Genomic DNA, 24487 nt, shown 5'->3' with positions numbered 1-24487 from the left:
TCGGCTGAGATGCGCCCTTCAGCGTCAGCCGAGGAACGTCATGCCGCGGAACCTCAGGTAGGAGGTTTCGTTGGCCACCGAATCGATGTAGAGACCCGTTCCCGTGATCTGCGAGAGATCGGGGTTGACGAGCGCGGAGTTCACCGAGATCGCTCCGACCCGCGCATCGGGGTTCGGTGCGCTGTTGAGGATTGCCTGGCTGGCGGTGTTCAACTGCTGCCAGCCGAGGGTGTTCAACGGAGCGAAGGTGAAGTTGCCCGCCTTGTTGATCGTCGGTGCCGTGGCTGCCGTCGACAGGAACCACGTTCCATTGCCGTCACGCATGAGCAGTCGCGTCACCGCCGGGTAGGGCGGGCCGGCGATGTTCGCCGTGGCCGGAAGGTAGGGCCAGGCCCCTCCGTCCGAACCGACCTCGACGCGCGCGGCCTGCAGCCCGTTGAGCGACCCGTTCGCCGTCGTCGACGATCCGGTCGACGACACGATCGAGTACGCGTAGGCACCAGAGGTGCTTCCGCTGCCCGTGGGGCGCCCGGTGAACTGGATGTGCGCTCCCACACCCGGGTCGAGGTACATCGTCGTGTCGACGTCCTTCCACTCCTCGCCGGCGGCCGGCGGGGTCGCATCCGGGTTGGCCGGCTTCGGGGTGAAGCCGCTCCAGCGCCATCCGCTCGACTGCTGCACGAACGTCGACCGGGTGTGGCCTTCGATCATGGGTGCGGTCGCGGTGTTGCCATCGAGCGAGTACTGGTACAGCACGGTTTCGATCACGTATGTCCCGGCCAACTCCTCGGACCTCGCGCCCGTGGAGTTGTTGATCGCGACGACCCGGAGCTGGGTCGTGCCGCCGGTCGGAATGGTCACGTACCCACTCGCGACGGAACTGCTCGTCGTGGGCGTGGAACCGTTCGTCGTGTAGTAGACCGTCCAGCCGGGCGCGAACTCGAACCGTACCCTCAGGCCGCCCGTGTCCCCGCTCGTGAGCCGCACCGTGCCGGGGAAGTGCGTCGCGGTCGGCGCGAGACGCTGGAACCGGTACGGCACCTCCTGTCCGGCGTTGGCGATGATGCTCGCGATGTCGGCCGGGTTCGTCGGCTGGTTGCCCGTGAAGATCCCTCCACGATCGATGTGCTCGTCCACGCCACCGTTGATGAAGCCGCTCACCATGTTGGTGACCAGGTTGTTCTTCACCGTGAATCCGTTGGCACCGTCGTCGAAGTACAGGCCGAGCACGTTGGAGCTGTCCTCGTACTGCGAGTAGAACCCGTCGTGGAGGAAGTTGCCCTCGATGACGGTCCTCGGCGAGTGCTTCGCGTAGGCATAGATGGCTGCTCCATCGGAGAGGAGCGTGTTGGCCCGAGACACGTTGTTGAAGCGCACCTGGAGGTTACCGAGCGGCGAGACCAACGTCGGCTTGCCGTTTCCGAGCATCATTCCCGAGTACGGCACGTTGTAGATGTCGTTGTGCTCGATCACGGTGTTGCTGATCCAGCCCAGCTTGATCCCGATGCCGCCGAGGAAGTTCGTCCCGACCCGCGAGATGTAGTTGTTCGCGATCACGTCATCTTTTTGGATGTACCGCGTGTCGGTCGGCGTGCCCTTCTCGTAGTCGACGCCCGGGTAGACGTCGGAGTCGAAGTTCTGGAACATGCCGGCCTGGATCCCGTGGTAGCCCACGTCGTAGATCGCGTTACCGATGATCGAGTTGTTCTGCGACTCCCGGAGGAAGATGCCGACACCTCCCGTGTTCCGCACGGTGCTCTTCACGATCGAGATGTTCTGAGCCTTCTCGATGAGGACTGCCGCCAGCGGACGGTGAGCCACCGCCGTCGTCCACCCGGGCTGCTTGTTGCCCGTGGTGTCGGTGTACGACGGGAATGACGACCACGAACCCCACATGTAGCCATCGGTCAGCGGTGCCAACCACGTGGTGTGCTCGAACGTGACGCCGTTGAACTCGATGTTGCGCACGGGGTTGTTGAGCGTGCCCTGGAACTTGACGATCTCCTCCAGCTTGGGCGCCACGACATTGAGCGAACTCATCGACTGGCCGGGAGCCGCGACGTAATAGACCGTGTTGGTCGACTTGTCGAGGTACCACTCACCCGGCACATCCAAGAACGCGTAGGCGTTGTCGAAGTGGTACGGGTTACCCGGTCCCTGCGTGCCGGGCGCCATGTTCGCCGCCGGCTGACTTGCCGTGCTCGTCGGAGTGACCGTGGTCACGCCGCCGGCCGATGTCAGGGACTGGATCGGGAGGGCGATGTCGATCCACCGCGCCTGGACCCGAATACGTGCCCGGTTGTTCGACGGGTTCGAGAACGAGGGCACCTCGGAGGTCGCCACCTTCGGCGACCCCGTGCTGAGGTCCCAGCCCGTCACGGAGTTCTCGGTTCCCGCGTTGGGGAATCGAGCGAGCGTGGCGGGGCGGTCGTTCACGTAGAGCTGACCGAAGGTCAGCGAGTGCGCGTTCGCCTTGTAGACGGTGTTGCCCCCGACTGTCTTGTCGACGGTCCACCCGGTGATGACTTCCCCACCGGAGAGGCTCGGGGTCTCGCCCGGGTACGCCTTGTAGACGATCTTGTGTCCGTTGACGCCGGAGTCAGAGCCGTTGAGCACGAACGGGGCAGCCAACTGGTACGTGCCCCCTCGGAGGTAGACCCCGATGTCCCCGTTGATGCCGTTCTTGACCGAGTTGACGACCGACTTCGCCTGCGCGAGCGTCCGGAACGGACTTCCGATGGTGCCGGAGTTGGCGTCGTTGCCCGCCACCGGATCGACGTAGTACCGCGCGACGATCGTGTCGGGAAGCAGCGACAAGGTGAACGTCCGCGGGCTGACCGAGGACGACTCCGCCGTCACGAGCAAGGTGTCCGTCGCGAGAATGATCCCGGTCGTCTTGGTCGCTCCACTCTGCGACTTGATGACGAAGGACCCGTTCTTCGCGGGCTCGAGGAGACCGCGGAGGGTATCCACCGAGGTGTCCTGCTCGATTCCCGAGACCGTGCCGGCCAAGTTGTCGACGACGACCGGCGCGTAGAGCGAGTAGACCTTCGCGTTCGTGTTCACGGCCACCGAGACGGAGTAGGTGCGAGTGGTGCTCCCGTCTGCCGAGGTGACGACGACCGTGTCGCTGCCGGTGAGGATGCTCGCACCGGTCTTGCCCGGTACGGAGATCGCTCCCCCGTTGACCCCGGAGACCCGCGACAGGAGGTCGTTGACGGAGGTGTTCGTGTAGACCGTGATCGCACCACCCGAATTGCTGGAGTCGGTCACCACGAAGTAGTCGTTGGCGATCGACGCGCGCGCGATGCTGCTGAGCGGAGCGGCGATGTTGGCCTGGTCGACCCGGTCGACGCGGAGTGAGTCGATCTGGATGCCGCCCGTGTCGCTCTGCGGCAGGACGTAGGCGATACCCGAGACCGACGACGCCGGCGTCAGGAGCGCGTACGAGCCGCTCGGCGCTGCCGTTCCCACCCACGCCTTGTAGGTGTCGGTGTCGGTGTCGAGCTCGACGTTGATGTCGTACCAGACGTTGGGGGCGATCGCCCCGCCGCCGGCCACGACGGCCCAGCTTCCACCGTTGTTGATGAGCAGCTGGCCGCTCTGCAACCGGAGCTCACCGATGAGGTCGGCGTTGCTGAAGATGCGCGGGGCCGACTTGAGGGACGACACGTTGGTGAAGAGCATTCGCTCGGTCACTCGGATGGTGCCCGAGACCGGCGCGAAGTTGCGGCTCTGCTCGAAGGCGTTCTCGCCCGAGTTGACGATCTTGAGCGCCTTGTTGGAGCCGCTCACCGTGACGACGGAGCCCCCGTACGGCAGGCCCCACCCGCCCAGGGTGTCGTTGCCGGCGGCGTTGTCGAACGTGTCGGCGATCGTCCCGATCAGCGTCGTCTTGATGACGGAGATCGTGTACGTCTTGCTCACCGCACCGGAGACCACCGCGAGGTTGCTCGTCTCGATGAGGTCCGAACCGGAGCGCGAGGTGAAGCCGTTGTCCTTGAAGACCTGCACGGTGGAGTTCGACGGAGCGTTCACGTTGGCGAGGAACTGCGCCACGGTCGTGCCCTGCTCGACCTTGCTGATCGTCCCGTTCGCGTTGTTGACGACGTAGGCCCCGGAGGTGAGACCGGTGCAGGTGCCCACGCAGCCTGCACTCGTGGTGAAGCTCGCACCGGCGTTGGCGGCCTGCGTCGAGCCCACCCCGTTCACCGCCGTGACCCGCCAGTAGTACTGCGTGGCGGCGGCGAGAGGCGGGGTGACGGCGAAGGACGTTCCGGTGATGCCCGACGAGTTGACGACCGGGCTCGCGAAGGAACTGCTCGTCGACACCACGACCGTGTAGCTCGAGGCCCCCGGCGAGGCCGTCCACGAGAGGGTCGGAGTGGTGGAGACGTTGGACGCGCCCGAGGCCGGCGACGACTGGGTGAAGCCGCCCGGGGCCGCAGCGCCCGTGGTGAACGAGATGCCGGAGTTTCCGGCCGTGCGGTTGCCCGCGACGTTCGTGGCCGTCACTCGCCAGTAGTACTGGGTGTTGTTCGCCAGACCGCTCGGAACCGCGTACGACGTGCCGGTGAGACCGGTGACGTTGACCACCGGGTTCGAGAACGACGAGTTGGTCGAGACGACGACGGCGTACGTGCTGGCTCCCGAGGCCGCGCCCCAGGTCAGCGTCGGGTTCGTGGAGATTCCCGTGGCCGACGCCGCAGGGGCCGTCTGAGTGAACGTGCCGGGAATCGTCGGGGCGGCGCCCGTGGTCGTGAACGTGATGCCGGCGTTGGTGGCGACCGTGCTCCCGCCGCTGTTGCTCGCCGTGACCTTCCAGTAGTAGGTCGTGCTGTTCGCGAGAGCCGACGGCACGGTGTACGAGGTGCCGGTGAGGCCGGTGGCGTTCACGACGGGGCTCGAGTAGGAGCTGTTGGTGGCGACCACGACGGCGTAGCTCGTCGCGCCCGACGCCGCGGTCCACGACAGCGCGGGCGTCGTCGAGACCCCGGTCGCCGAGGATGCCGGCGACGACTGCGTGAAGGAGTTGGGTGCCGAAGGGCCACCGCCGCCCGCGACCCCGAAGATGCGGAACTCGTTGATGCTCGCGTGAGTGCCGGCCGGAAGGTCGGTGATGGTGATGCGTACGTAGCGCTTACCCGACTGGCTGAAGGTGTCGGCCTGTACTTGGTCGCTCGAGGAGTTGTTGGTCTTGTCGACCGCGGTCGTCCAGGTGGTGCCGTTGGTCGAGACCTCGATCTTGTACTTGATCAGGTAGGGGGCCTCCCACACGACCTCGGAGCCGCTGAGCGTGTGCGCGGTGCCGAGGTCTACTTGGAAGTAGTGACCGGGAGACCCGTCATCCGCCCGCCACGCGGTGTAGATGCTGTCGTCGATGCCGTACTCGGCGGTGCCCGATCCGGAGTCGGTCGAGGCGGTCTTGCCGAGGGCGACGTTGGGATCGTCGGCGCGCGCGCTGAGCGGGGTCCCCACGACGACCGAGAAGGTCATCGCGATGAGGGCGACCACGGTCGCCAAGACCACGGTCGGCCTGCGAACAGAAAGATACGACGTAGTAGACACTTCACTCCCTTGTGATGTCGGTCACGAATCGCGGAGGCCCAGTGCTACGTCCCCCGGAGGCAGCGCCCCCAACGCGACGCTACGTCCCCCGGCAGCCAGCGCCCCAGCGCGACCCTTGTCGAGAATATAGCGGACAGATTCACTTCTGAACAGTCCCACTCATCGCCGATCGAAGCTGAAATTACCGCAGCGAAGTCGGCGCGATGGAGAATGAGTTCGACTAATCGCGCTCACTGCAGGGCGGTTGAGGAGTGGGCGGGCCGAGGTGCCACACCTCGGCGGCCTCCACCCAGCCACGCGCGACGCCGGGAAGCGGCGACTGACACGGGTCGGTGAGTTCCCACCACTTCTGTGTGACGGGGTCGGCGGCGACGCGCGCCATGTCGGCCGCGAGGTCCTCGCCGAGGTACTCGAAGTAGCCGATCAGGAGGTCTTCGTAGATGAAGATCGAGTAGTTTTCGATGTGCGATCGCCGGAGTCGTTCCTCGACATCCGGCCAGACAGCCGCATGCAACTCGAGGTAGCGGTCACGTGCCTCCGGACGCACCCCGATGAGGAAGAGATGCCGCTGCACGATCAGGCGCCCCGCGTCAGCTCGGCGTAGCCGCCGACGGGGATTCCGAGACTCGAAGTGCCAGCGACGGCGATCGTCTGCTCCACGAGCTCGCCCCGGGGATCCCGGATCTGCACGGTCGATCCCGACCAACTCGAACCCAAAGTGAGCATCGCCCGACCGTTCGTCGAGCCGTTCACGAGCGCCGCCGTCGGCGGTTCGTCGTCGGCGAGTTCGAATGTCGGGAGGTCGTAGAGGACCTTCACGACGGCGTCGTCGGTGCGCGCGGACACGCGAGGGTAGTGCGCTTCGGGGTTGGACGCGCGCAGCTCACCGCGCAACAGCGCGTCCCGGTAGCGCGCACCGAACGCTAGCCAGTGACGCACCACCCGCACGTGATCGTCGGACAGGTCGTCGAGCCGGACGGAGACCTGCGGCACGCCGAACAGTGTGTTGACGAACTGCAGCGCGACGTTCTCGGGCGTCTCCGCCTCGTGCCACATGAGCATGTCGGCGTGCACCGACGAAGTCCCGGCCAGGGCGCGAACATCCAGGATGCTCACCCGGTTGCGCAGCGGATCGTTCGGGCAGTCGGCGGCGCGGAACATGTTGCCGTACTTGCGCATGTACGGGCCGACGTACGACTGGCGGAACTCGATCATGACGTCGGGATCGATCGCCCGGAGCCGCGCGATGGTGTCGGAGAGGAGCGTGTCGACCGCCACCGCGACGGAGGCTAGATCGCGACCGCCGTCCGTGCGGTCGACCATCGCGTTCTCGAGGCCGAGGGCACGGAAGCTGTCGACGAAGTCGAGCTTGAATCCGTCGAGACCCCACTCCCGGAGGCAACGCTCGTACAACGTGACCAGGTGCTCCCGCACCTCGGGGAAGCGCGGATCGAGCACCCACGCGTTCCCCGCTCGCCAGTACCCGAGCATGTGATCCTTGAACCGCTCGAACGCTCGCGTGTTCTCACCGACGTGTGGCACGTCGAACCAGAGCAGGTAGCTCATCCCCAGGGACTGAACGCGCTCGACATGGGCGCGCATGTCGGGAAACTTCGACGCGGCGGGTTCCCAGTCGCCGCACGACAGGTACCCCGTGCCGACGCCATCCGTCTGCCAGCCGTCGTCGACGATCACCCCGCGGAACCCGAGTTCGAGCGCAGCGCGGCACTCCCGTTCGATGTCGTCGGCCGTGAGGTCTTGGTGGTACGAGTACCAGGTGGAGTAGAGCGGCTCGCGGGCACGCTCGGGAACCTCGCTCGGCGTCATCCCGGGGAGTTCCGCCCACCAGCGGGCGATGCCCGCGAGCGCCTGAGCGTACGTGTGAGGCCGCGCGTCGACGCGCAGAGTCGCCGTGTACCGATCGAACGGGTCGCGAGGCTCGGTGAACAGGTCGATGCCGCACACCATCGTCGCCGTGTTCTCGTTCACGCCGGTTCGCACGACGCTCGTCGAGAGCGCGTCCGACAGGGCGAACGTCAGGCGGTTCGTATTGTCGAGGCTGTAGAGCGAGGCGACGGGTGCGAGCGCGGTGGCGTTGGCGACGAAACCGGTCGCGTAGTCGGGCAGCAGTCCCTTGTCGAGGTACGTTCCGGGATGCCATCGGGCATGGATGCCCACCATGGGCACGCGCCACTCGATCGTGAATACCGGCGGGGTCCCGACGGCATCCGCCTCGATCACGATGTCGAACTCGGCGACGCCGTTACCGAGGTCGCGGCGGCTCCAGCTCGAGCGGAAGCCGTTCCCGTCGCCTGAGACCTCCAGGTCTGGGATCGTCAGCGGCAGCGTCATGAGCGCAAGAAGAGCTCGACCACAGGCACCTCGACGTCGGGTCGGTGTGTCGGCAGCAGCAGCGTCAACATGCCCGGATCGCGCGACGCATCATCCATATGCGCGAGCGACGTCGGCTTGACGAGATCGATGACCACCTCGGACCCGTCGTGCAGGAACTGCGCGTGCTCCACCTTGCCTGCCAGGTCGGGCAAGTGGATTCTGCCGAGAGGCCACTCGAGGATGTGCAAGTACAGGCGATCTCCGCGCTGCGTGTAACGACTGTCCGGAGGCGGGGTCAACTCGCTCGGGCCCGCACCGTAGATGGCACGCGAGTGCAACCTCATCCACGCCCCGATCGCTGAGAGGCGGTCGACCGCCCGGGGCTCGAACTCGCCGCGGGCGTTCGGCCCCACATTGAGCAGCAGGTTGCCGCCCTTCGAGACCGTGTCGATCAGCAGCGTCGTGAGCAGGTGCGACGACTTCCAGTCGAAGTTGTCGCGGTCATACCCCCAGCTGCCGCTGAACGTGTGGCAGCCCTGCCACCGCACGCGCTCGCCTCCCGACCGAAGCCCGTTCGACGGCACGAACTGCTCCGGCGTGACGAAGTCGCCCGGGATGCCGAGTCGCTCGTTGACGAGGATGTCCGGCTGGAGTTCGCGCACCATCGCGAGCAGACGCTCGGATTGCCAGTCGTCGGGGCCTTTGCCGTTCCAGACCCGGAAGATGTTGTACGAGAAGTCGAAGAACAGGTAGTCGATCTCGCCGTAGCTGGTGAGCAGCTCGCGAACCTGGCCGTGCAGGTATTCGACGTAGGACGGCCAGTCGCGCGGCTCTCGCTTGGCGTCCTCGTCGTCGGCTTGCGGATGGATCCCGTCGATCGTGAAGCCCGGGTGGTGCCAGTCGATCAGTGAGTAATAGAACCCGACCTTGAGTCCTTCCGCCCGCAGCGCGTCGACGTAGGGTCCGATGAGGTCCTGGCCGTAGGGCGTGTTCTCGACCGAGTAGTCGGTGAGCGCCGACGGCCACAGGCAGAAGCCGTCGTGGTGCTTGGTCGTCAAGACGACGTACTTCATGCCCGCGGCTTTGGCCTGAGCAGCCCACTCCGCGGGGTCGTACAGATCCGGGTCGAAGTGCCGGAAATACCGGTCGTAGTGCGCGTCGTCGAGCTTCTCGCGTTCCTTGACCCACTCGTGGCGGGCCGGGATCGAATACAGACCCCAGTGCAGGAACATCCCGAATCTGGCCTCGTCGAACCAATCGGTGCGTGCCATCAGACCAGAACCTCCGCGGGGTAGTCGATTCCGGCGGGAAGTCCGACCCCCACACCGGTCGGTGCTTGGATCATCCCTTTTGCGTCGACGCCAGCCTCGCGTCGGACGGGGTTCGACGTGACGAGGGATTCGTAGTAGCTCGTGTTCGAGACCGCCATGCAGAGGTGGCGGCTCGTGAGCGTCGGACCGTGGACTTCAGCGCGCAGCCGGAACGAGTCCGCGAGGTGCGCGATCCTGAGGGCCCCCGTGAAGCCACCCCGCAGCTCTGTGCCGATGCGCACCATGGAGGCGGCCCCACTCGCCACGAAGTCCGCCGTGTTCATGTTGGCGCCGTCCGACGTCTCGGCGACGAGCAGCGGCACGTCGACCTTCTCGGCGAGCCACTTGTACGCCGTCACGCTGAACTCGAGCATCGGCTCTTCGTACCAGAGGTAGTCGACCTCGGCGAGCGCTCGCCCCAAGTACACGGCGTCGGGGAGGTCGAAGGCGGCCGACCCGTCGTACATGAGCGGCACGTCGGGCCCGACATGCTCGCGTAGCCGACGGGAGAGCTCGGCGTCGCGGCGGGCGTCGCCCCACGCGTGCAACTTGATCGCCGAGTATCCGAGTTCGAGGCACTGGTCGGCGACGTCGAGGTACTCCTCGATGGAGCCGAAGGTCGAGGTGGAGGCATACGCGGGGAGCTCGGTGCGGAACCCACCCATCAGCTGCCACGCCGGCAGACCCGCGTGCTTGCCCCCGAGGTCCCACAGGGCGACGTCGGTGAGGCTGCCCAGGTAGCTCGGCAGCTCCTCGGTGCGGTCGATCTCCCACAGTCGGTGCCACCAGAACTCTCGGGCGAGCGGGTCTCCTCCGACGAGCTCATCGCGCAGCACCGTGTCGACGAAGTGCTTCAGGGCCGCGTCGGTGCCGGGCCGCACCGAGATGGCGTGCCCCTCGAGTCCCTCGTCGGTGATGATGCGCAGCACCGACCCCATGCCTCCGCGGGGGCTGCCCAGAAGACCGGAGCGCCACACGAACGGCGGATCGGCGGGGGGGATCTCGACGGGGACACTCTCGACATGAGTGATGCGCACTTCAGACTCTTTCGGTGGTTACTGAACGGGCCGGCGGGTCAGGACAGCGAGCCCCGACGGTGGGATGGCGAGGATGATGGGCTGCTCCGACACGGTGACCGAGCCGCGACCGAGTTCGTGGCCGAGACAGTCGCGCACGAGCACGTCGTGGTCGCCGACGTCGCTCGACGCACCCACCACGATGTGATCGCTCGACGTCGCGTTGACGACGACGAGCGTGTCGGCGGGTGCTTCGTCGAGTTGCGCGAACGGGGCGTCGTAGAGCGCCAGGAACGTGGTCGAGTCGTCGTCGGCGCGCACTCGCGGGTAGGAGAGGTCGGCGCGCGACGGAGAGAGGCGGCCGCTCAGCAGCACGGAGCGGTAGCGCTCGAAGACCGAGAGCCAGAAGTGCAGCATCTCGCGGTGACTCGCGCTGAGCTCATCGAGGCGCATCGAGATCTGCGGCACGGAGAACAGCACATCGAGGAGTTGCCGCGCCGCGACCTGCGGACTCGACTCGGGGTGCCACATCACCATATCGGAGTGCACGACCGTGTCGCCGGCGATGAGCCGCAGGTCGAGCGAATGCACGCGGTTCTCGGTAGAGTCCATCGCACAGTCGGTGACCCGCAGCATGTTCGCGAACGAGCGTAGCCGCGGTCCGACGTAGGTCTGGCGGAACTCGATCATGACGTCGGGCCGGATCGCGGTGAGCTCGCGCGTGAGGTCGTCGAGGAGCTGCACGACCGCGCTCTCCACCGAGCCGATGTCCGTCCCGGCAGCCGGGCTGGGGGCGGGCATCGCGAAGGCGTCGATGAAGTCGATCTTCACTCCGTCGATCCCCCACTCCCGCACCGAGCGGACGATGCGATCGATGAGGTGCGCCCGCACTTCGGGAAAGCGGGGATCGAGAACCCACGTGTCGAGGTCGGCGCGGTAGCCGAGCACCATCGGCTCGAACCGCGTGAAAGCCTCGCTGCGCGCCCCGACGAACGGCAGCGCGAACCACAGGAGGTAGCTCAACCCGAGCGCGCGCACTCGTGCGACGTGAGACGCCATGTCGGGGAAGGTGTCGGGGTCGGGCTCCCAGTCTCCGCACGAGGCGTAACCGCCGATCCTATCGGCCGTCTGCCAGCCGTCATCGACGATGATCGACCCGCACCCGGCGGCGGATGCCAACTCGGCTTGCCGCTCGATCGTGCCGCTGTCGAAGGTCTGGCCGAGGCTGTACCACGTCGAGTACATCGCGACCCGCGCGACGTCGGGGGCTTCGAGTTGGGCGGGAAGCGAGAGCGCCCACCAGCGCAACGCCTCGTCGAGCGTTCTCGCGATCGGGGCATCCGCCACGTCGAGACTCAGCGAGACGACGTAGTCGGTCCGACCCCGCCAGGCACCGGCACCGAACGTGGCGGTGCCGAAGAACCGCGCGCTCGAGCCCGAGACGCCGGTCTTGAGGTCGAAAGCCGACAGCGTCTCGGAGAGCGCGAAGGTCAGCCGATTGTGATCGTCGGCCGCGTAGAGGGCACCGATCGGCGACGACGTGAGAGCACTCACCGACCACGGGTCGGAGAACGAGACGGGAAGCCAGCGCTCCGCCTCGGTGCGCGCCGTCCAGGCGGCCACCCCGTCCCGGTTCGGAACGGACCACGTCACGGTGAGCGTCGAGTCGTCGGAGAGGCCGGTCGCCGTGATCTCGACCGTCGACCGCACGCCGGTCTGCGCGACGCGAGTCGACGCAACGCCGCCGCCCGACACCTCGGCGACAACCTCGCAATCGCCGACGGCGAGCGTCTCGGTCACCGCACACTCCCGGAGAGGAGCGCCGAACTGCGCAGCACCGATCGCTGGGCGAAGAGCAGCCCGACGAGCACGGGGAGGGTCGTCACGAGGGTCGCCACCGCGATCTCTGGGCGGTAGATCGGCGCACCGCTCACGAGGCCCGTCGGGTTGAAGTCGGGCGACGATGCCGCGAGCAGCGCCAGGCCGACCGGCAGCGGCAGCATCGAACTGTCGGAGAGCATCACGAAGGGAAGGAAGAAGTTGTTCCAGCACGCCACGAAGCTGAAGAACGCGACGAGGGCGACGATGGGTTGCGACAGCGGCAGAGCGATGCGCGTGAACACTCCGAACTCCGAGCAGCCGTCGAGCCGCGACGCCTCGTAGAGGTCTCGCGGAACCGCGGTGCTGAAGTAGATGAACGTCAGATACACACCGAACGGGAAGAACGCGAGAGGCACGATGACCGACCAGATCGTACCGACCAAACCGATCGCACTCAGCTCGAGGAAGATGGGAAGCACGAGCGCGGCGCTCGGCATGACCATCGAGACCAGCGTGAGGCCGAGGATCAGACGTCGGCCGGCGAACGCCCCCACTGCGAGCGCATAGCCCGCCGGGATCGAGACGAGCACGGCGAGAAGGACACTGCCGAGCGAGTAGAGCACCGAGTTGCCGAACCACGCGGCGATGGCGCCCTGATTGAAGGCGAGCACATTGTTCCAAGCCTCCCAGACGTTCGCGAGGGAGCCGAAGGCGAACGGATGCTCGGTGACGATCTGCGTCTGCGTCTTCGTCGCGGCGAGGGCGAGCCAGACGATCGGCGTCACGAAGAATAGGAAAAAGCCCGCGAGGACCACCCAGCCGACGCCGCGGCCCAGGATCGGGAGCGTGCGCGTGCGCATCAGATGTCCGCCTTGAAGAGTTTCGTGACGCGCACGATGATGACCGCGCCGATCAGTCCGACGAGCAAGAGCTCCAGGGAGAGAGCCGCGGCTTCGTTGAAGCGCCCGTAGGAGAACGCCATCGTGTAGCCCAATTGGTTGAGTGACCAGTCAGAGGCCACGCCGTCTTTCGTAGCGGAAGAGATCAACTGGGGTTCGACGAAGACCTGGGTTCCCGCTGCGAGGTTGAGGATGACGAGATACCCGATCCACTTGCGCAGCAGGGGGAGCTTGACGTGCCTGATCGTCTGCCATTCGTTGGCGCCGTCGAGCTTCGCCGCCTCGAGGAGAGCGGGATCGATCGAGGTCAGCGCGCCGTACAAGACGAGGATCCAGCCGCCGGCGCCCGTCCAGAAGCTGATGAGCGCGATGACGAACGGCAGCCGTGACGGGTTGACCACTTCGAAGATCTGGGTGAGATCGAACGCCTCGAACAGGAAGCCAAACGGGCTCACGGAGGGGCTCAACATGAACAACCACAGGACGACGCTCGCCGTGCCCGCGAGCGCACCAGGGATGTAGTAGGCCGCGCGGAGGAACGAGGCAGATCGCCCCGCACGGTTGTGCAGCATGAGCGCCAACGCGACCAGGATCACCGTGGACGGAACGAGCCAGACTACGAGGAAGAACAGGACGTTCTGAACGGCCGGAAGATACCGGAAGTCCTCGTGCACGGAGAAGATGTTGTCCAAGCCGATGAAGGCACCGGTGTCGCCATCCGTGAAGGCGAGGTACAGGCTGTAGACGATCGGGATGATCCCGAATGCCGCGAGGAGCACGAGGTACGGGGTGACGAAGAAGTAGCCGACTCTGTTCGCTCGGCGACGGGCGACGGCGGCCGACGTACCGGTCGGCTTCGTTGCGGGCCGATGTGCCATCGGGGTGAGTGATGCGGTCACCGGGGTCTCTCCAATTCTTGTCGCAGTGCAGCGCCGACCGGCCGGGAGGCTTTCCCGGTCCGGCCGGCGCTGGTGTTACAGCCTGGCTTAGAAGCCAGCCGCCTGAGCGGAGTTCTCGATGAACTGCTGCCAACCGTCCACCACTGACGAGATGGGCTCGCCGGCCGTGATGACCGGGACCACCTGCGACGACCAACCACGATCGATCGTCGACGGAATGTTGAGCGCCGCCTGCTGGTCACCGTCGACGGCCTTACCCGCCGCGTCGATGACCGCCTCGAGGTCGTCCGTCGCGATCGCGCCGGTCGACTTGATGCGCGCGAGCCACGCGGCAGCCGCCGGCTGGTAGGCCGGGAACGTCGGGCCGGCGACCTGGAAGTCCTCGCTCGTCGCCATCCACAGCGCGAGAGCCGCGGCCGCCGTCGGGTTATCAGCGTGCTTCGAGACGTAGTAGACACCTCCGCCGTAGGTCTGGTTGTACGCGCGGTCGTCGCCTTCCCAGGTGAGCGGCTCGGCAACACCCATGACGCCGTCGGCGACCTGGTAGGTGCCCTTGAAGAGGTACTCGCCGTACCACGTCGGTCCCACCATCATGAGCACCTTGCCCGCGGTGCCCACGTCGGCCGTGTAGCCCGGCGCGAACTCGCCCTCGGGGGACACGACGCCGGCGGCCAGGAGCTGGTCGAGGAAGTCGATCGCACGCGTGCACTCGGGGCTCGTCAGATCGATCGAGAACTCGCCGTCGACGACCTGACCGTAGTTGCACTGAGACGAGCCGAGGAAGAAGTTGCCCTGGTCGCCACCGATTGCGCCGACCGAATAGCCCGGGTGCTCTTCGGCGAGCGTCAGACCGAGCTCGAGGTACTCCTCGAAGGTCGACGGAACCGTGTACCCGAACTCCTCGAAGAGTTCGGTGTTGTACCAGAGCAGGTTCGGCGCGTAGTCGTTGCGTAGGCAGTAAAGCTTGCCGTCGACGACACACGGGCTGATCGCACCCTCATAGAACTCGTCGACGGTGCCCTCGGGCAGCAGCGGCGTCAAGTCGGCGGCGAAGTCGTAGAGGTCCGAGCTGAAGAGGCTGACGTTATTCGTGCCGCCGTCGAAGACGACGTCGGGCCAACCCTTGTCGGCCTTGGTGGCCAACAGGATCTTCTGCGGGAACTGGTCGGGCAGAGTCTCGATCGAAAGGTTCGTGCCGTCTTCTCCATAGAGCGCCTGGTACGACTCGAACCCGGACTGGCGCACGGCGTCGGTCCAGACCGTCAGGTCGGCGGCCGGCGGGGGGCCGGACGGATCGACGCGATCGACCGTCGCTTCGGGCGCTGCTCCCTGGCACGCCGAGAGGACGAGTAGGGCTGACAGCGCGGCGGTCGCCGCGATGCCATGCTGAGCCGCTCGGGCTCGGCGGCCGGCTTGATGAGTCATGCGTAGATCTCCATCTTTCGTCATTGAAATAGTGGCGCCACAAGGTGCAATGGGCGAGCACTCGCCGGGGGCCGGCGGTATCGGAACACTAGCACCGACTCTTTTCCGACGCAAGAATCCGACTCATACAGCCCGGGTTGCTGTCCTCGCGCTTTATTGTGCGCGCCGGCGGCCTATGAGTCGGATTCATTCCGACACCCGTGTAGCCGTCCGCTAAACTAGCGCAGATCCTTCGGCGATCAACGCCGATCAACTTCGAGGGCCAAAAGAGAACGGCGATTTCGATGACTACCGCCCCCCCGGCCGTGACGATCGGCGACGACGTCGGCGGGTATCGTCCGAACTACGTCGTCGCCGCAGAACAGGTCATCGACTACATCGCGCGGCACGGACTGCGGCCGGGCGACCGGCTCCCCACGGAGCAGGCGCTCGCCGACGAACTCCAGTACGGACGTGGGGTGATCCGCGAGGCCATCAAGATCCTCGCCGCTCTCGGTCGCGTGTATGCCCACAAGGGCAGAGGGCTCTTCGTGGCCGACGATCCTCACCTTCGTCTGGGCGCGGAGGACGAGTTCCAGACCTTCTTGCCCGCGGACCCAGCGCACGTCGAAGAGCTCATGCGCTTCCGTCAGGTGCTCGAGGGGGCCGCAGCGCGCCGAGCTGCCAGCAGCGCGACCCCGCCGCAGTTGCGGATGCTTCGCGAGGCCGCATCCGCGTCGGAGTCCGCGGCCCGCGCCGACGATCGCATCGCTTTCGACCTCGCGGACTCGCAGTTCCACGCTCGGCTGCTCGAGGCATCCGCCAACCGGTTCCTCGAATCGGCCGGCGGCACGGCCCGACGGCTGCAGGCCCAGATCGTGGTGATGGCGCTGCACGGGGGGACGGGTGGAAGTCTCACGTCGGCGGCCGCCGACCACGAGCAGATCGTGACGGCGGTCATGAACGGCGACGCCGAGGGCGCTGAGGTCGCAGCTCGCCACCACATCGAGCGCACGCTCATCGGGTATCAGGCCGAGATCGCGTCGCTTCTGCGGCAGGCCCGCGGCGACCAGTAGTCGCGCGACCCGGCATCTCCGGCCCGCCTGAGAACCCGGGGTGCGGTGCTTCTGGGCGCGCGACCTGCTCTTTCAACCAACCTTCCACGCCGGAGATGTGGGCGACCGCGAGCGCCTCAGCCAATTGGGAGTCGGCCGCCTCCACCGCCGCCAGGATCGCGCGATGCTCGTCGAGCGTGCGCTCGACGGCGCCCGTCTGGGTCACTCCTCGCCAGACGCGCGCGCGGACCGTGCTGCTCGAAAGTGAGTCGACAAGCGCCGCGAGATAGGAGTTGCCCGAGGCCGCGACCAGTTGTGAGTGGAAGAGGAGATCGTGTTGCACGAGTTGCTCGACATCGTCGGTGGTGGGAGCCGACGTCAGATGCGCATGAAGCGACGCCAACTGGTCGGATGTAATGTGGCTCGCCGCGAGCCGAGCGGCCGCCCCCTCGAGGATGCGGCGCACCTCGAACAGCTGGATCACAGAGCGGTCGAGGTGAAGATCGACGACGAACGAGATCGCCTCGACGAGCAGCGCGGGCTCGAGGCTCGAGACGTAGGTGCCGTCGCCCCGCCTCACGTCGAGCACGCGGATCACCTCGAGGGCCTTCACCGCCTCGCGCATGGAACTGCGCGAGAGCCCGAGGCGTTCCCCGAGTTCCTTCTCGGGCGGCAACCGGTCGCCGGGTGCGAGCTCGCCCGAGAGGATCATCGCCTTGATACGTGTGATGGCGTCGTCGGTTACGGCCATACGAGCCCACCCTTCCCCGCCACGAGACCTCCGATCAGGCTCACTCGAGCACGTGATCCCAGAATGACGGATGCGGGCTGTTCTCGTACAGTTCCACGTTGGCGCGCACCTGCTCGGCCGTGCGCATCCCGATCGCGATGCCGGCGACCTCGGGCCGGAGCAGAGGAAAGGCCACGGCCGCCTGGGGAAGCGTCGCGCCGTGTGCCTCCGCAACCTCGGCCAGCCGGATCGCGGCATCCAGTTGCTCCGCGCCCGCTGGCTCATAGTTGTACATCGCGCCGCGATCGGGTCGGGGCTTGGAGAGGAGTCCCGAGTTGAAGACCCCCACCGAGATGATGCTCCGCCCTGCGGCGGCCTCGAAGACCGCGTCGGCCCCCCGCTGCTCGAGCAGCGTGTACCGACCGGCGAGCATGGCGACATCGATGTCGGTGCGGCGGAAGGCATCCGCCACCGCGTCGGCGTCGTTCGATCCGATGCCGACCGCGCGCACGACGCCTTCGTCGCGGAGCTCTAGGAGGGTCTGGGCGCCGGTCTCGGCGGCTCCGGGGATGCCGCTCTGCTCGGGATCGTGCAGGAGGAGCACGTCGACGGAGTCGAGCCCGAGGCGTTGAAGGCTGGCCTCGAGCGATCGCAGGATGCCGTCGCGAGAGAAGTCCCAGACCCGTTTGAGATCGCCGGGAACCTGGAACATCCCGTCGGAGGGAGTCGGAGCGTCGTGGGGTTCGAGCAGCCGCCCCACTTTCGTGGAGACGACCACGCTCTCGCGGGGCAGCTCCCTGAGCGCCCGCCCGAGGCGGCGCTCCGAGAGACCGAGCCCGTAGTGCGGCGCGGTGTCGAAGTACCGGATGCCGCTCTGCCACGCCTGGGCGACCGCGCCGGCCGCCTCCTCTTCGGTCGTTTCTCTGTAGAGGTTGCCGATGCTCGCCGCCCCGAAGCCGAGTTCCGTGAGCATGACGCCCGTGCGGGCGATCTCGCGAGTGTGCATCAGTGTGGAGCCTTTCCGTAAACCGAGAGGGCGTTCGTCGCGAGAATCGCGTCGGCATCCGCCTCGGGAATGAGCGAGCGGACTGCTTCAATCCACCGGGACAGTCCGCCGGCGAGGTCGACGAGCGGCCAATCGGAGCCGAACATCAGCCGCGAGGCGCCGAACGTCGCGAGGGCGTGCTCGATGACGGGCCGCAGGTCGTGGGGCGTCCAGCTCGACCAGTCGGCCTCGATGGTCAAACCCGACAGCTTCGCGCAGACGTTCGGATGCCCGGCCAGGGTCGCGAGCTCGGGGAGCCAGGTCGAGAGGTCACCCGTGCTGAGGGGTGGCTTCGCCAGGTGGTCGAGGATGAAGTGCACATCGGGATGCGCGGCCACGACCTCCTCGGCATAGGGCAGTTGCGACGCGGAGATCACGAGGTCGAAGGGTAAGCCCGCGGCGCCGAGAGCGTCCAACCCGGTGCCGACGTCGGGCCGCGTGAGCCAGGCGGGGTCGGGATCCTGGTGGGCGAGGTGGCGGATGCCGACGAGGTTTTCTCCGCCGGGCAGTCGGGACACCGCGTCGAGCTGCTCGGGGACATCGCCGGTGAGGTCGACCCATCCCACGATTCCGAGAATGCGCCGACTCACCGACGCGGCCAAGAGGTCCGCGGTTTCGGCGAGTGAGTTCGAGGCCTGCACGACGACCGCGGCCGTGATGGCGGACGCGTCGAGTTCGGAGGTGAGGTCGCCCACCCAGAAGTCCCGGTCGATCGCCGACATCGACTGCGGGTCGATCCAGGGTTGCGGGTTACGCGCGCGTTGCCAGAGGTGGGCGTGCGCGTCGATGATCACGTCAGGACTCCTCTCACGGCGCGACGGGTCGCAGGCGAAGCTCGTGCATGCCGCCGTCGACGGCGATGCTCGTTCCCGTGGTTGAAGAGTTGAGCGGGCTGGCCAAGTAGGCGACCGCTTCCGCGATCTCGGCGGGGGCCACCAACCGACCGTGCGGCTGGCGCGCGGACAGGGCGGCTCGCTCCGCGGCGGGATCGGACGCGCTCTGGAGCAGCCGTTCGACCCACGGAGTGTCGGCGGTGCCCGGGTTGACGCAGTTCACCCGGATGCCGTCGCGCAGATGGTCCGCAGCCATCGCGCGGGTGAGGGCGAGAACGGCACCTTTCGAGGCGCTGTAGAGCGCTCGCTCGGGCAGTCCCGCCGTCGCGGCGATCGAGCCGAGGTTGACGATTGCCGCTGCGTCGGACCTTCGCAAGTGGGGCAGGGCGGCGCTGCTCACCCGCGCCATTCCGGTCACGTTGATGCTGAACACTCGGGCCCATTCGTCGTCGTCGACCTCGGCGACCGAGCCGATCGCGCCGATCCCCGCGTTGTTCACGACGATGTCGAGCCGCCCGAAGTGAGCCACTGTCTTCTCAACGGCGACCCGCACCGAGGCCGAGTTGGAGACATTCGCCTCCACCGCCAGCGCGGCGGGATTCGAGCCGTCGGTCGCAAGATCGAGCACGGCGACCGACGCACCGCCTCGCAGCAGACGCTCTACGACGGCGGCACCGATCCCGGACGCTCCCCCGGTGACGAGGGCGACCCTGCCGGTGAACTCGTTGTTCGTGAGCTCCACTCCGTTCGACTCCACCTCAAGCTCCCTCGGCGGCGACGAACTCGTGACGCTGCCGACCGAGCCCGTCGATTTCGATCTCGACCACGTCGCCGTCACCGAGATACGGGAACCGGCCCGACAAGGCGACCCCCTCGGGCGTGCCGGTCAAGACGACATCCCCGACCTCGAGCGCCAGATACTGGCTGAGATGATGAATGAGTTCGTTGACGCTGAAGACCATGTCCGACGTCGAGGAATCCTGCCGCGGTTCGCCGTTGACCCAACTACGCAGTCGCACACCGGCCGGGTCGAATTCATCCGAGGTCGCCAACCAGGGCCCGAGGGGGCTGAAGCCCGGTGCGCACTTCCCCTTGCTCCATTGACCGCCCGACACCTCGAGTTGAAAGGCTCGCTCGGAAACGTCGTCGGCGGCGAGATACCCGGCGATGTGCCGCGGAGCGTCGTCGGGCGAGTCGAGATAGAGCGCGCGTTGGCCGACGACGACCCCGAGCTCGACCTCCCAATCCGTCTTCGAACTGCCGCGCGGGATCGTCACGCGGTCGTTCGGCCCTCCGACCGTGTTCGGCGTCTTGAGGAAGACGATCGGCCATTGGGGAGGCTGGGCACCCGACTCGGCGGCATGAGCCGCATAGTTCATTCCGATGCAGATGATCGCGCCGGGCCTCGCAAGCGGCGGCCCCGTCCTCAGCTCGGCGGCCCCCGGGAGTTCCGGCAGAGAGTCGATGCTGTCCGCGATACGGCGACGACCCTCGGTCGAGAGAGCGACGTGGTCGATGTCGGTCACGACCGAGCGGAGATCGAGAAATCGACCCTCGTGGAGCAGCACGGGAATCTCGCTCCCGGGAGCGCCCAGCCTTGCCAACCTCATCATCGACTCCTTCAACGCCTGATCGCAGATTGACACCCTAAACATCCGATGTCTATTCTCGCAGCACACTACCTGTGAGGAACCTCTTGAGCAATATCACTGCCTTCGAAACCTACGACGTGCGTTTCCCGACCTCCCAGACATTGGATGGATCGGACGCGATGAACCCTGACCCGGACTATTCGGCGGCCTACCTACGCATTCGTACCGACGCCTCCGACGGCCTCGAGGGCCATGGTTTTGTGTTCACGATCGGCCGCGGCAACGATGTGCAGCGCAGCGCGATTCGAGCACTCGCACCGTGGTTCCTCGGCCGAGACGTGGAGCCGATGCTCGCCGACATGGGCGGGTTGTGGAAGAGCCTCGTCTACGACTCCCAGTTGCGCTGGCTCGGGCCCGAAAAGGGCGTCATGCACATGGCCATCGGCGCGGCCGTGAACGCCATGTGGGATCTTCGCGCCAAGCGCGTAGGGCTACCCGTGTGGCACCTTCTGAGCGAACTCGATCCGGAAGAGATCGTAGATCTCGTCGACTTCCGGTACCTCTCCGACGCGCTGACGCGCGAGGAGGCGCTCGGCATCCTCATCGCTCAGCAGCCGGCCCGCGCGGCGCGGGTGGAACACCTGCTGAGCGAAGGCTACCCCGCCTACACGACGACCCCCGGATGGCTGGGCTACTCCGACGAGAAGCTCGTGCGCTTGAGTCGAGAAGCCGTGACGAGTGGCTTCGGTCAGATCAAGCTCAAGGTCGGGGCCGACCTCCACGACGACGTGCGGCGGTTGCGATTGGCCCGCGAGGCCGTAGGGCCCTCCGTCGGCATCGCAGTCGACGCGAATCAGCGTTGGGAGCGAGGCGAGGCGATCGACTGGATCGCGGAGCTCGCACCCTTCGACCTCGCCTGGGTTGAAGAGCCGACGAATCCGGATGACGTGTTGAGTCACGCCGCGATCGCCCGCGCGATCGCGCCTATCCCCGTAGCGACCGGCGAGCACGGCGCGAATCGGGTCATGTTCAAGCAATTCCTGCAGGCCGAGGCGCTCGGGGTGCTGCAGATCGACGCCACCCGGGTCGCGGGCATCAACGAGAACATCGCGGTCCTGCTGCTCGCCGCCAAATTCGGCGTGCGCGTCTGCCCACACGCCGGCGGCGTGGGACTGTGCGAGCTCGTGCAGCACTTGTCGTTCTTCGACTACGTCGCCGTGAGTGGTTCGCAGGAGGGGCGGATGATCGAGTACGTCGATCATCTTCACGAACACTTCCGCGACCCCGTCGTCATCGACCACGGGCGTTACCGTGTTCCGTCACGCCCGGGGTCGGGCGCGGAGATGTGGGATGCGTCACTCGAGGAGTACTCGCTCGACGGCCCGTGACGACGGCGTCCGCGACGTCACGATCGTTTCCGAACTACCGACCCGAAGGGGAACCAACGGGCTCGCAAGACGACAGAAGGCCCCGGTCTTCGACCGGGGCCTTCTCTTGGTTGCGGGGACAGTGTCTGGTTGCAGGACATAGGAAACCCATGTCTCAAGACATAGGAAACCCTCGGCCACGCTCTGAGGGGTGTCGAAGGCTCGCCTGATCATCACTGCCGTCACCGTCCAGGGGCTCTCGCAGGCTGAGGCTGCACGCACCTACGGCGTCTCGAAGGGGTGGGTGTCGAAGCTGCTGGCGAGGTGGCGTCGAGAGGGTGAGGCGGCGTTCCAACCACACTCGCGACGACCGCGGGCAAGCCCGAACGCGCTCGATGCCGAGCGCGTCGAGCTGATCCTCGAGCTGCGGGACCGGCTCACCGCGAAAGGGCTCGACGCCGGCGCCCACACCATCGCCTGGCACCTGCAGCAGCAGCACCACATCGCAGTCTCCGCGTCGACCATCTGGCGCACCCTGAAACGCGCCGGCCTGATCGAGCCCGAGCCGAAGAAGCGTCCGAAGTCCTCCTACCTCCGGTTCGAGGCCGACCTGCCCAACGAGTGCTGGCAATCCGACTTCACCCACTACCGCCTCGCCGACGGCAGGGGCACCGAGATCCTGACCTTCCTCGACGACTGCACCCGCTACGCCGTCAGCGTCACCGCGCACCCAGCGGTGACCACCCCGATCGTCGTCGCCACCTTCCGAACCGCCGTGGAAACCCATGGAAACCCTGCCTCGACACTCACCGACAACGGCATGGTCTTCACCGTCAAGCACTCCGGATGGGGACGCCGCGGCGGCCGCAACGCCTTCGAAGCCGAGCTGCGCGACCGCGGAATCGTCCAGAAGAACGGCTCCCCCTCACACCCACAAACCCAAGGCAAGGTCGAGAGATTTCAGCAGACGATGAAGACCTGGCTGCGCGCCCAACACCCCCAGCCCGCCACCATCGCCGACCTCCAACGACTGCTCGATGACTTCGCCGACGAATACAACCACCGACGACCGCACCGATCCCTGCCCCACCAAGCCACACCGGCGACCCGCTACCACGCCCTGCCGAAGGCCACCCCGACGCCCGGCGGGCGAGACCACGACAACCACGCCCGGCTACGCCGCGACCGGATCGACAAGACCGGAACCGTCACCCTCCGCATCCACGGCAAACTCCGCCACATCGGCGTCGGTCGAACCCACGCCCGAACCCACGTCCTGATCCTCGCCAACGACCTCGACATCACCATCATCAACGCCACCACCGGCGAACTCCTGCGCGAGCTCACCATCGACATCAACCGCGACTACCAACCCCGCACAACAAGAAACCCCCGAACCTGAGGGTTCGAGGGTTTCCTATGTCCTGAGACAGGACATGGTTGCGGGGACAGGATTTGAACCTGCGACCTCTGGGTTATGAGCCCAGCGAGCTACCGAACTGCTCCACCCCGCGTCACAAGGATCGAGCTTAGCAGACGGTGAGCCCGCTCGCCGCCTACCCCTCCGACGCCGCGATGGCGCGCTCGATGGCGTCCTGCATCCGCTGATCGGCTTCCGCCGCCGCGACGAGGTCGTTGCTCGCGTAGGCCGCCTGACGGTCGGCGAGCGCCTCCCGGTAGTCGGCGAGCGCCTGCTGCAGCTCGCTGAGGTTCGGGTCGCCCGGCTCCTCGGTGCCCGGGTCGGGGTCCGTACCCGGATCGACCGGATCGGTCGGGTCGGTCGGCACGTCGCCGTCGCCGGCATCCGCTCCCGAGTCGCCGCCGAACAACTTGTCGAGCGCCGCATCCAGCGTGTCCTCGAAGGCGATCTCCTCGCCGAAGAAGACGAGCACCTTGCGCAGCAGCGGGTAGCTCGTGCCACCCGTCGCCTGCACGTAGACCGGCTGCACGTAGAGCAGCCCGCCGCCGACCGGGAGGGTCAGCAGGTTGCCGCGGATGACCTCCGTCGATCCGCCGCGCTCGAGGATGTTGAGCGTCTCGGCGACGACGTCGTCCGAGTTGAACTGCGCCTGCACCTGACCCGGCGCCGGGACGGTGTCGTCCTTCGGCAGGGTCAGCAGCGTGAGCTTGCCGTAGTCGTCGCCGGCATCCGCGTTGACCGCGAGATACCCGGTGAGGATGTTCTGGCTGCCCGCCGCGTTCGTCTGCGGGATGAAGGTCGAGTACAGCGTGAACGCCGGCTCCTCCGACCCGGGCAGCTGCATCGTCAGGTAGTACGGCGGCTGCGCGGTCTCGGTGTCCTCGGTCGGCTCGTCCGGCGTGGTCCACGCGTCGGTGCCCGAGTAGAACTCGTTCGCGTCGGTCACGTGGTAGGTCGCCAGAATCGAGCGCTGCACCTTGAACAGGTCGGCCGGGTAGCGCACGTGGGCGAGCAGGTCGTCGCTCATCTCGCTGCGCGGCTCGATCGTGCCCGGGTAGATCGCCTGGTAGGTCTTGAGAAGCGGATCCTCCTCGTCCCACGCGTAGAGCGTCACGCTGCCGTCGTACGCGTCGACCGTCGCCTTCACCGAGTTGCGGATGTAGTTGATGTCGTCGAGCGCGACGCGGGCGGCGG

Annotated in this window: 18 protein-coding genes and 1 tRNA gene; 3 read left to right on the top strand and 16 right to left on the bottom strand. The window is 66.7% G+C overall.

Features of this window, described 5'->3' with window-relative positions; translation table 11 throughout:
- Nucleotides 1–24: 24 nt before the first annotated feature.
- From ACO1X9_RS08390 to ACO1X9_RS08350, 9 genes are all read right to left on the bottom strand, one after another.
- Nucleotides 25–5529: a discoidin domain-containing protein gene (locus ACO1X9_RS08390; RefSeq protein WP_486350370.1), complete on the bottom strand. Its 5505-nt coding sequence runs from the start codon at nucleotides 5527–5529 to the stop codon at nucleotides 25–27.
- Nucleotides 5530–5788: 259 nt separating this feature from the next.
- Entirely contained in the window at nucleotides 5789–6142 is a 354-nt protein-coding gene (locus ACO1X9_RS08385; protein ID WP_486350369.1) for an L-rhamnose mutarotase, read from the bottom strand.
- 2 nt (nucleotides 6143–6144) lie between these two features.
- Nucleotides 6145–7920, bottom strand: coding sequence for a glycoside hydrolase family 36 protein (locus tag ACO1X9_RS08380; RefSeq protein ID WP_486350368.1), 1776 nt, complete (start codon nucleotides 7918–7920; stop codon nucleotides 6145–6147).
- Complete coding sequence (locus tag ACO1X9_RS08375; RefSeq protein WP_486350367.1) at nucleotides 7917–9173, bottom strand: alpha-L-fucosidase; 1257 nt, start codon at nucleotides 9171–9173, stop codon at nucleotides 7917–7919. The genes ACO1X9_RS08380 and ACO1X9_RS08375 overlap by 4 nt, the downstream gene beginning before the upstream one ends.
- Nucleotides 9173–10249, bottom strand: coding sequence for an enolase C-terminal domain-like protein (locus tag ACO1X9_RS08370; protein ID WP_486350366.1), 1077 nt, complete (start codon nucleotides 10247–10249; stop codon nucleotides 9173–9175). The genes ACO1X9_RS08375 and ACO1X9_RS08370 overlap by 1 nt, the downstream gene beginning before the upstream one ends.
- An 18-nt stretch (nucleotides 10250–10267) precedes the next feature.
- Complete coding sequence (locus ACO1X9_RS08365) at nucleotides 10268–12028, bottom strand: glycoside hydrolase family 36 protein (RefSeq protein WP_486350365.1); 1761 nt, start codon at nucleotides 12026–12028, stop codon at nucleotides 10268–10270.
- Nucleotides 12025–12909 (bottom strand): carbohydrate ABC transporter permease, encoded by an 885-nt coding sequence (locus tag ACO1X9_RS08360; RefSeq protein WP_486350364.1) that lies wholly within the window; start codon nucleotides 12907–12909, stop codon nucleotides 12025–12027. The genes ACO1X9_RS08365 and ACO1X9_RS08360 overlap by 4 nt, the downstream gene beginning before the upstream one ends.
- Nucleotides 12909–13847, bottom strand: a complete 939-nt coding sequence (locus ACO1X9_RS08355) for a carbohydrate ABC transporter permease (protein ID WP_486350363.1) — start codon at nucleotides 13845–13847, stop codon at nucleotides 12909–12911. The genes ACO1X9_RS08360 and ACO1X9_RS08355 overlap by 1 nt, the downstream gene beginning before the upstream one ends.
- 87 nt (nucleotides 13848–13934) lie before the next feature.
- On the bottom strand, nucleotides 13935–15272 hold the full coding sequence (locus ACO1X9_RS08350; protein ID WP_486350362.1) for an ABC transporter substrate-binding protein: 1338 nt from the start codon (nucleotides 15270–15272) through the stop codon (nucleotides 13935–13937).
- Nucleotides 15273–15556: 284 nt separating this feature from the next.
- Here ACO1X9_RS08350 and ACO1X9_RS08345 point away from each other — a divergent pair, with 284 nt between their 5' ends.
- Nucleotides 15557–16327 (top strand): FadR/GntR family transcriptional regulator, encoded by a 771-nt coding sequence (locus ACO1X9_RS08345; protein ID WP_486350361.1) that lies wholly within the window; start codon nucleotides 15557–15559, stop codon nucleotides 16325–16327.
- Here ACO1X9_RS08345 and ACO1X9_RS08340 read toward each other — a convergent pair.
- From ACO1X9_RS08340 to ACO1X9_RS08320, 5 genes are read right to left on the bottom strand one after another with little or no spacing between them, the layout of a single operon-like run.
- Nucleotides 16269–17057, bottom strand: a complete 789-nt coding sequence (locus ACO1X9_RS08340) for a FadR/GntR family transcriptional regulator (RefSeq protein ID WP_486350360.1) — start codon at nucleotides 17055–17057, stop codon at nucleotides 16269–16271. The genes ACO1X9_RS08345 and ACO1X9_RS08340 overlap by 59 nt on opposite strands.
- Before the next feature lie 40 nt (nucleotides 17058–17097).
- Nucleotides 17098–18042, bottom strand: coding sequence for an aldo/keto reductase (locus tag ACO1X9_RS08335; RefSeq protein ID WP_486350359.1), 945 nt, complete (start codon nucleotides 18040–18042; stop codon nucleotides 17098–17100).
- A complete protein-coding gene (locus ACO1X9_RS08330) occupies nucleotides 18042–18875 on the bottom strand; it encodes an amidohydrolase family protein (RefSeq protein WP_486350358.1) in 834 nt (277 codons plus the stop codon). The genes ACO1X9_RS08335 and ACO1X9_RS08330 overlap by 1 nt, the downstream gene beginning before the upstream one ends.
- A gap of 13 nt (nucleotides 18876–18888) precedes the next feature.
- Nucleotides 18889–19671 carry an SDR family NAD(P)-dependent oxidoreductase gene (locus tag ACO1X9_RS08325; protein WP_486350357.1) on the bottom strand — a complete coding sequence of 261 codons (783 nt, stop codon included), beginning with the start codon at nucleotides 19669–19671 and terminating at the stop codon, nucleotides 18889–18891.
- Between the two features lies 1 nt (nucleotide 19672).
- On the bottom strand, nucleotides 19673–20524 hold the full coding sequence (locus ACO1X9_RS08320; protein WP_486350356.1) for a fumarylacetoacetate hydrolase family protein: 852 nt from the start codon (nucleotides 20522–20524) through the stop codon (nucleotides 19673–19675).
- 86 nt (nucleotides 20525–20610) lie between these two features.
- Between ACO1X9_RS08320 and ACO1X9_RS08315 the strand changes: the two genes are divergently transcribed.
- Nucleotides 20611–21894: an enolase C-terminal domain-like protein gene (locus ACO1X9_RS08315; RefSeq protein WP_486350355.1), complete on the top strand. Its 1284-nt coding sequence runs from the start codon at nucleotides 20611–20613 to the stop codon at nucleotides 21892–21894.
- A 190-nt stretch (nucleotides 21895–22084) separates the two neighbouring features.
- A complete protein-coding gene (locus ACO1X9_RS08310) occupies nucleotides 22085–23275 on the top strand; it encodes an IS481 family transposase (protein WP_486350354.1) in 1191 nt (396 codons plus the stop codon).
- A 35-nt stretch (nucleotides 23276–23310) separates the two neighbouring features.
- Here the strand turns inward: ACO1X9_RS08310 and ACO1X9_RS08305 are convergent.
- Together ACO1X9_RS08305 and ACO1X9_RS08300 are read right to left on the bottom strand one after the other, a co-directional pair.
- A tRNA-Met gene (locus tag ACO1X9_RS08305) sits at nucleotides 23311–23387 on the bottom strand.
- A gap of 42 nt (nucleotides 23388–23429) precedes the next feature.
- A partial coding sequence (locus ACO1X9_RS08300) for a UPF0182 family protein (protein WP_486350353.1) occupies nucleotides 23430–24487 on the bottom strand: 1058 nt, incomplete at its 5' end.

It is taken from the genome of Pseudolysinimonas sp. (assembly GCF_057350545.1).
This window is presented reverse-complemented; position numbering and strand designations above follow the sequence as displayed.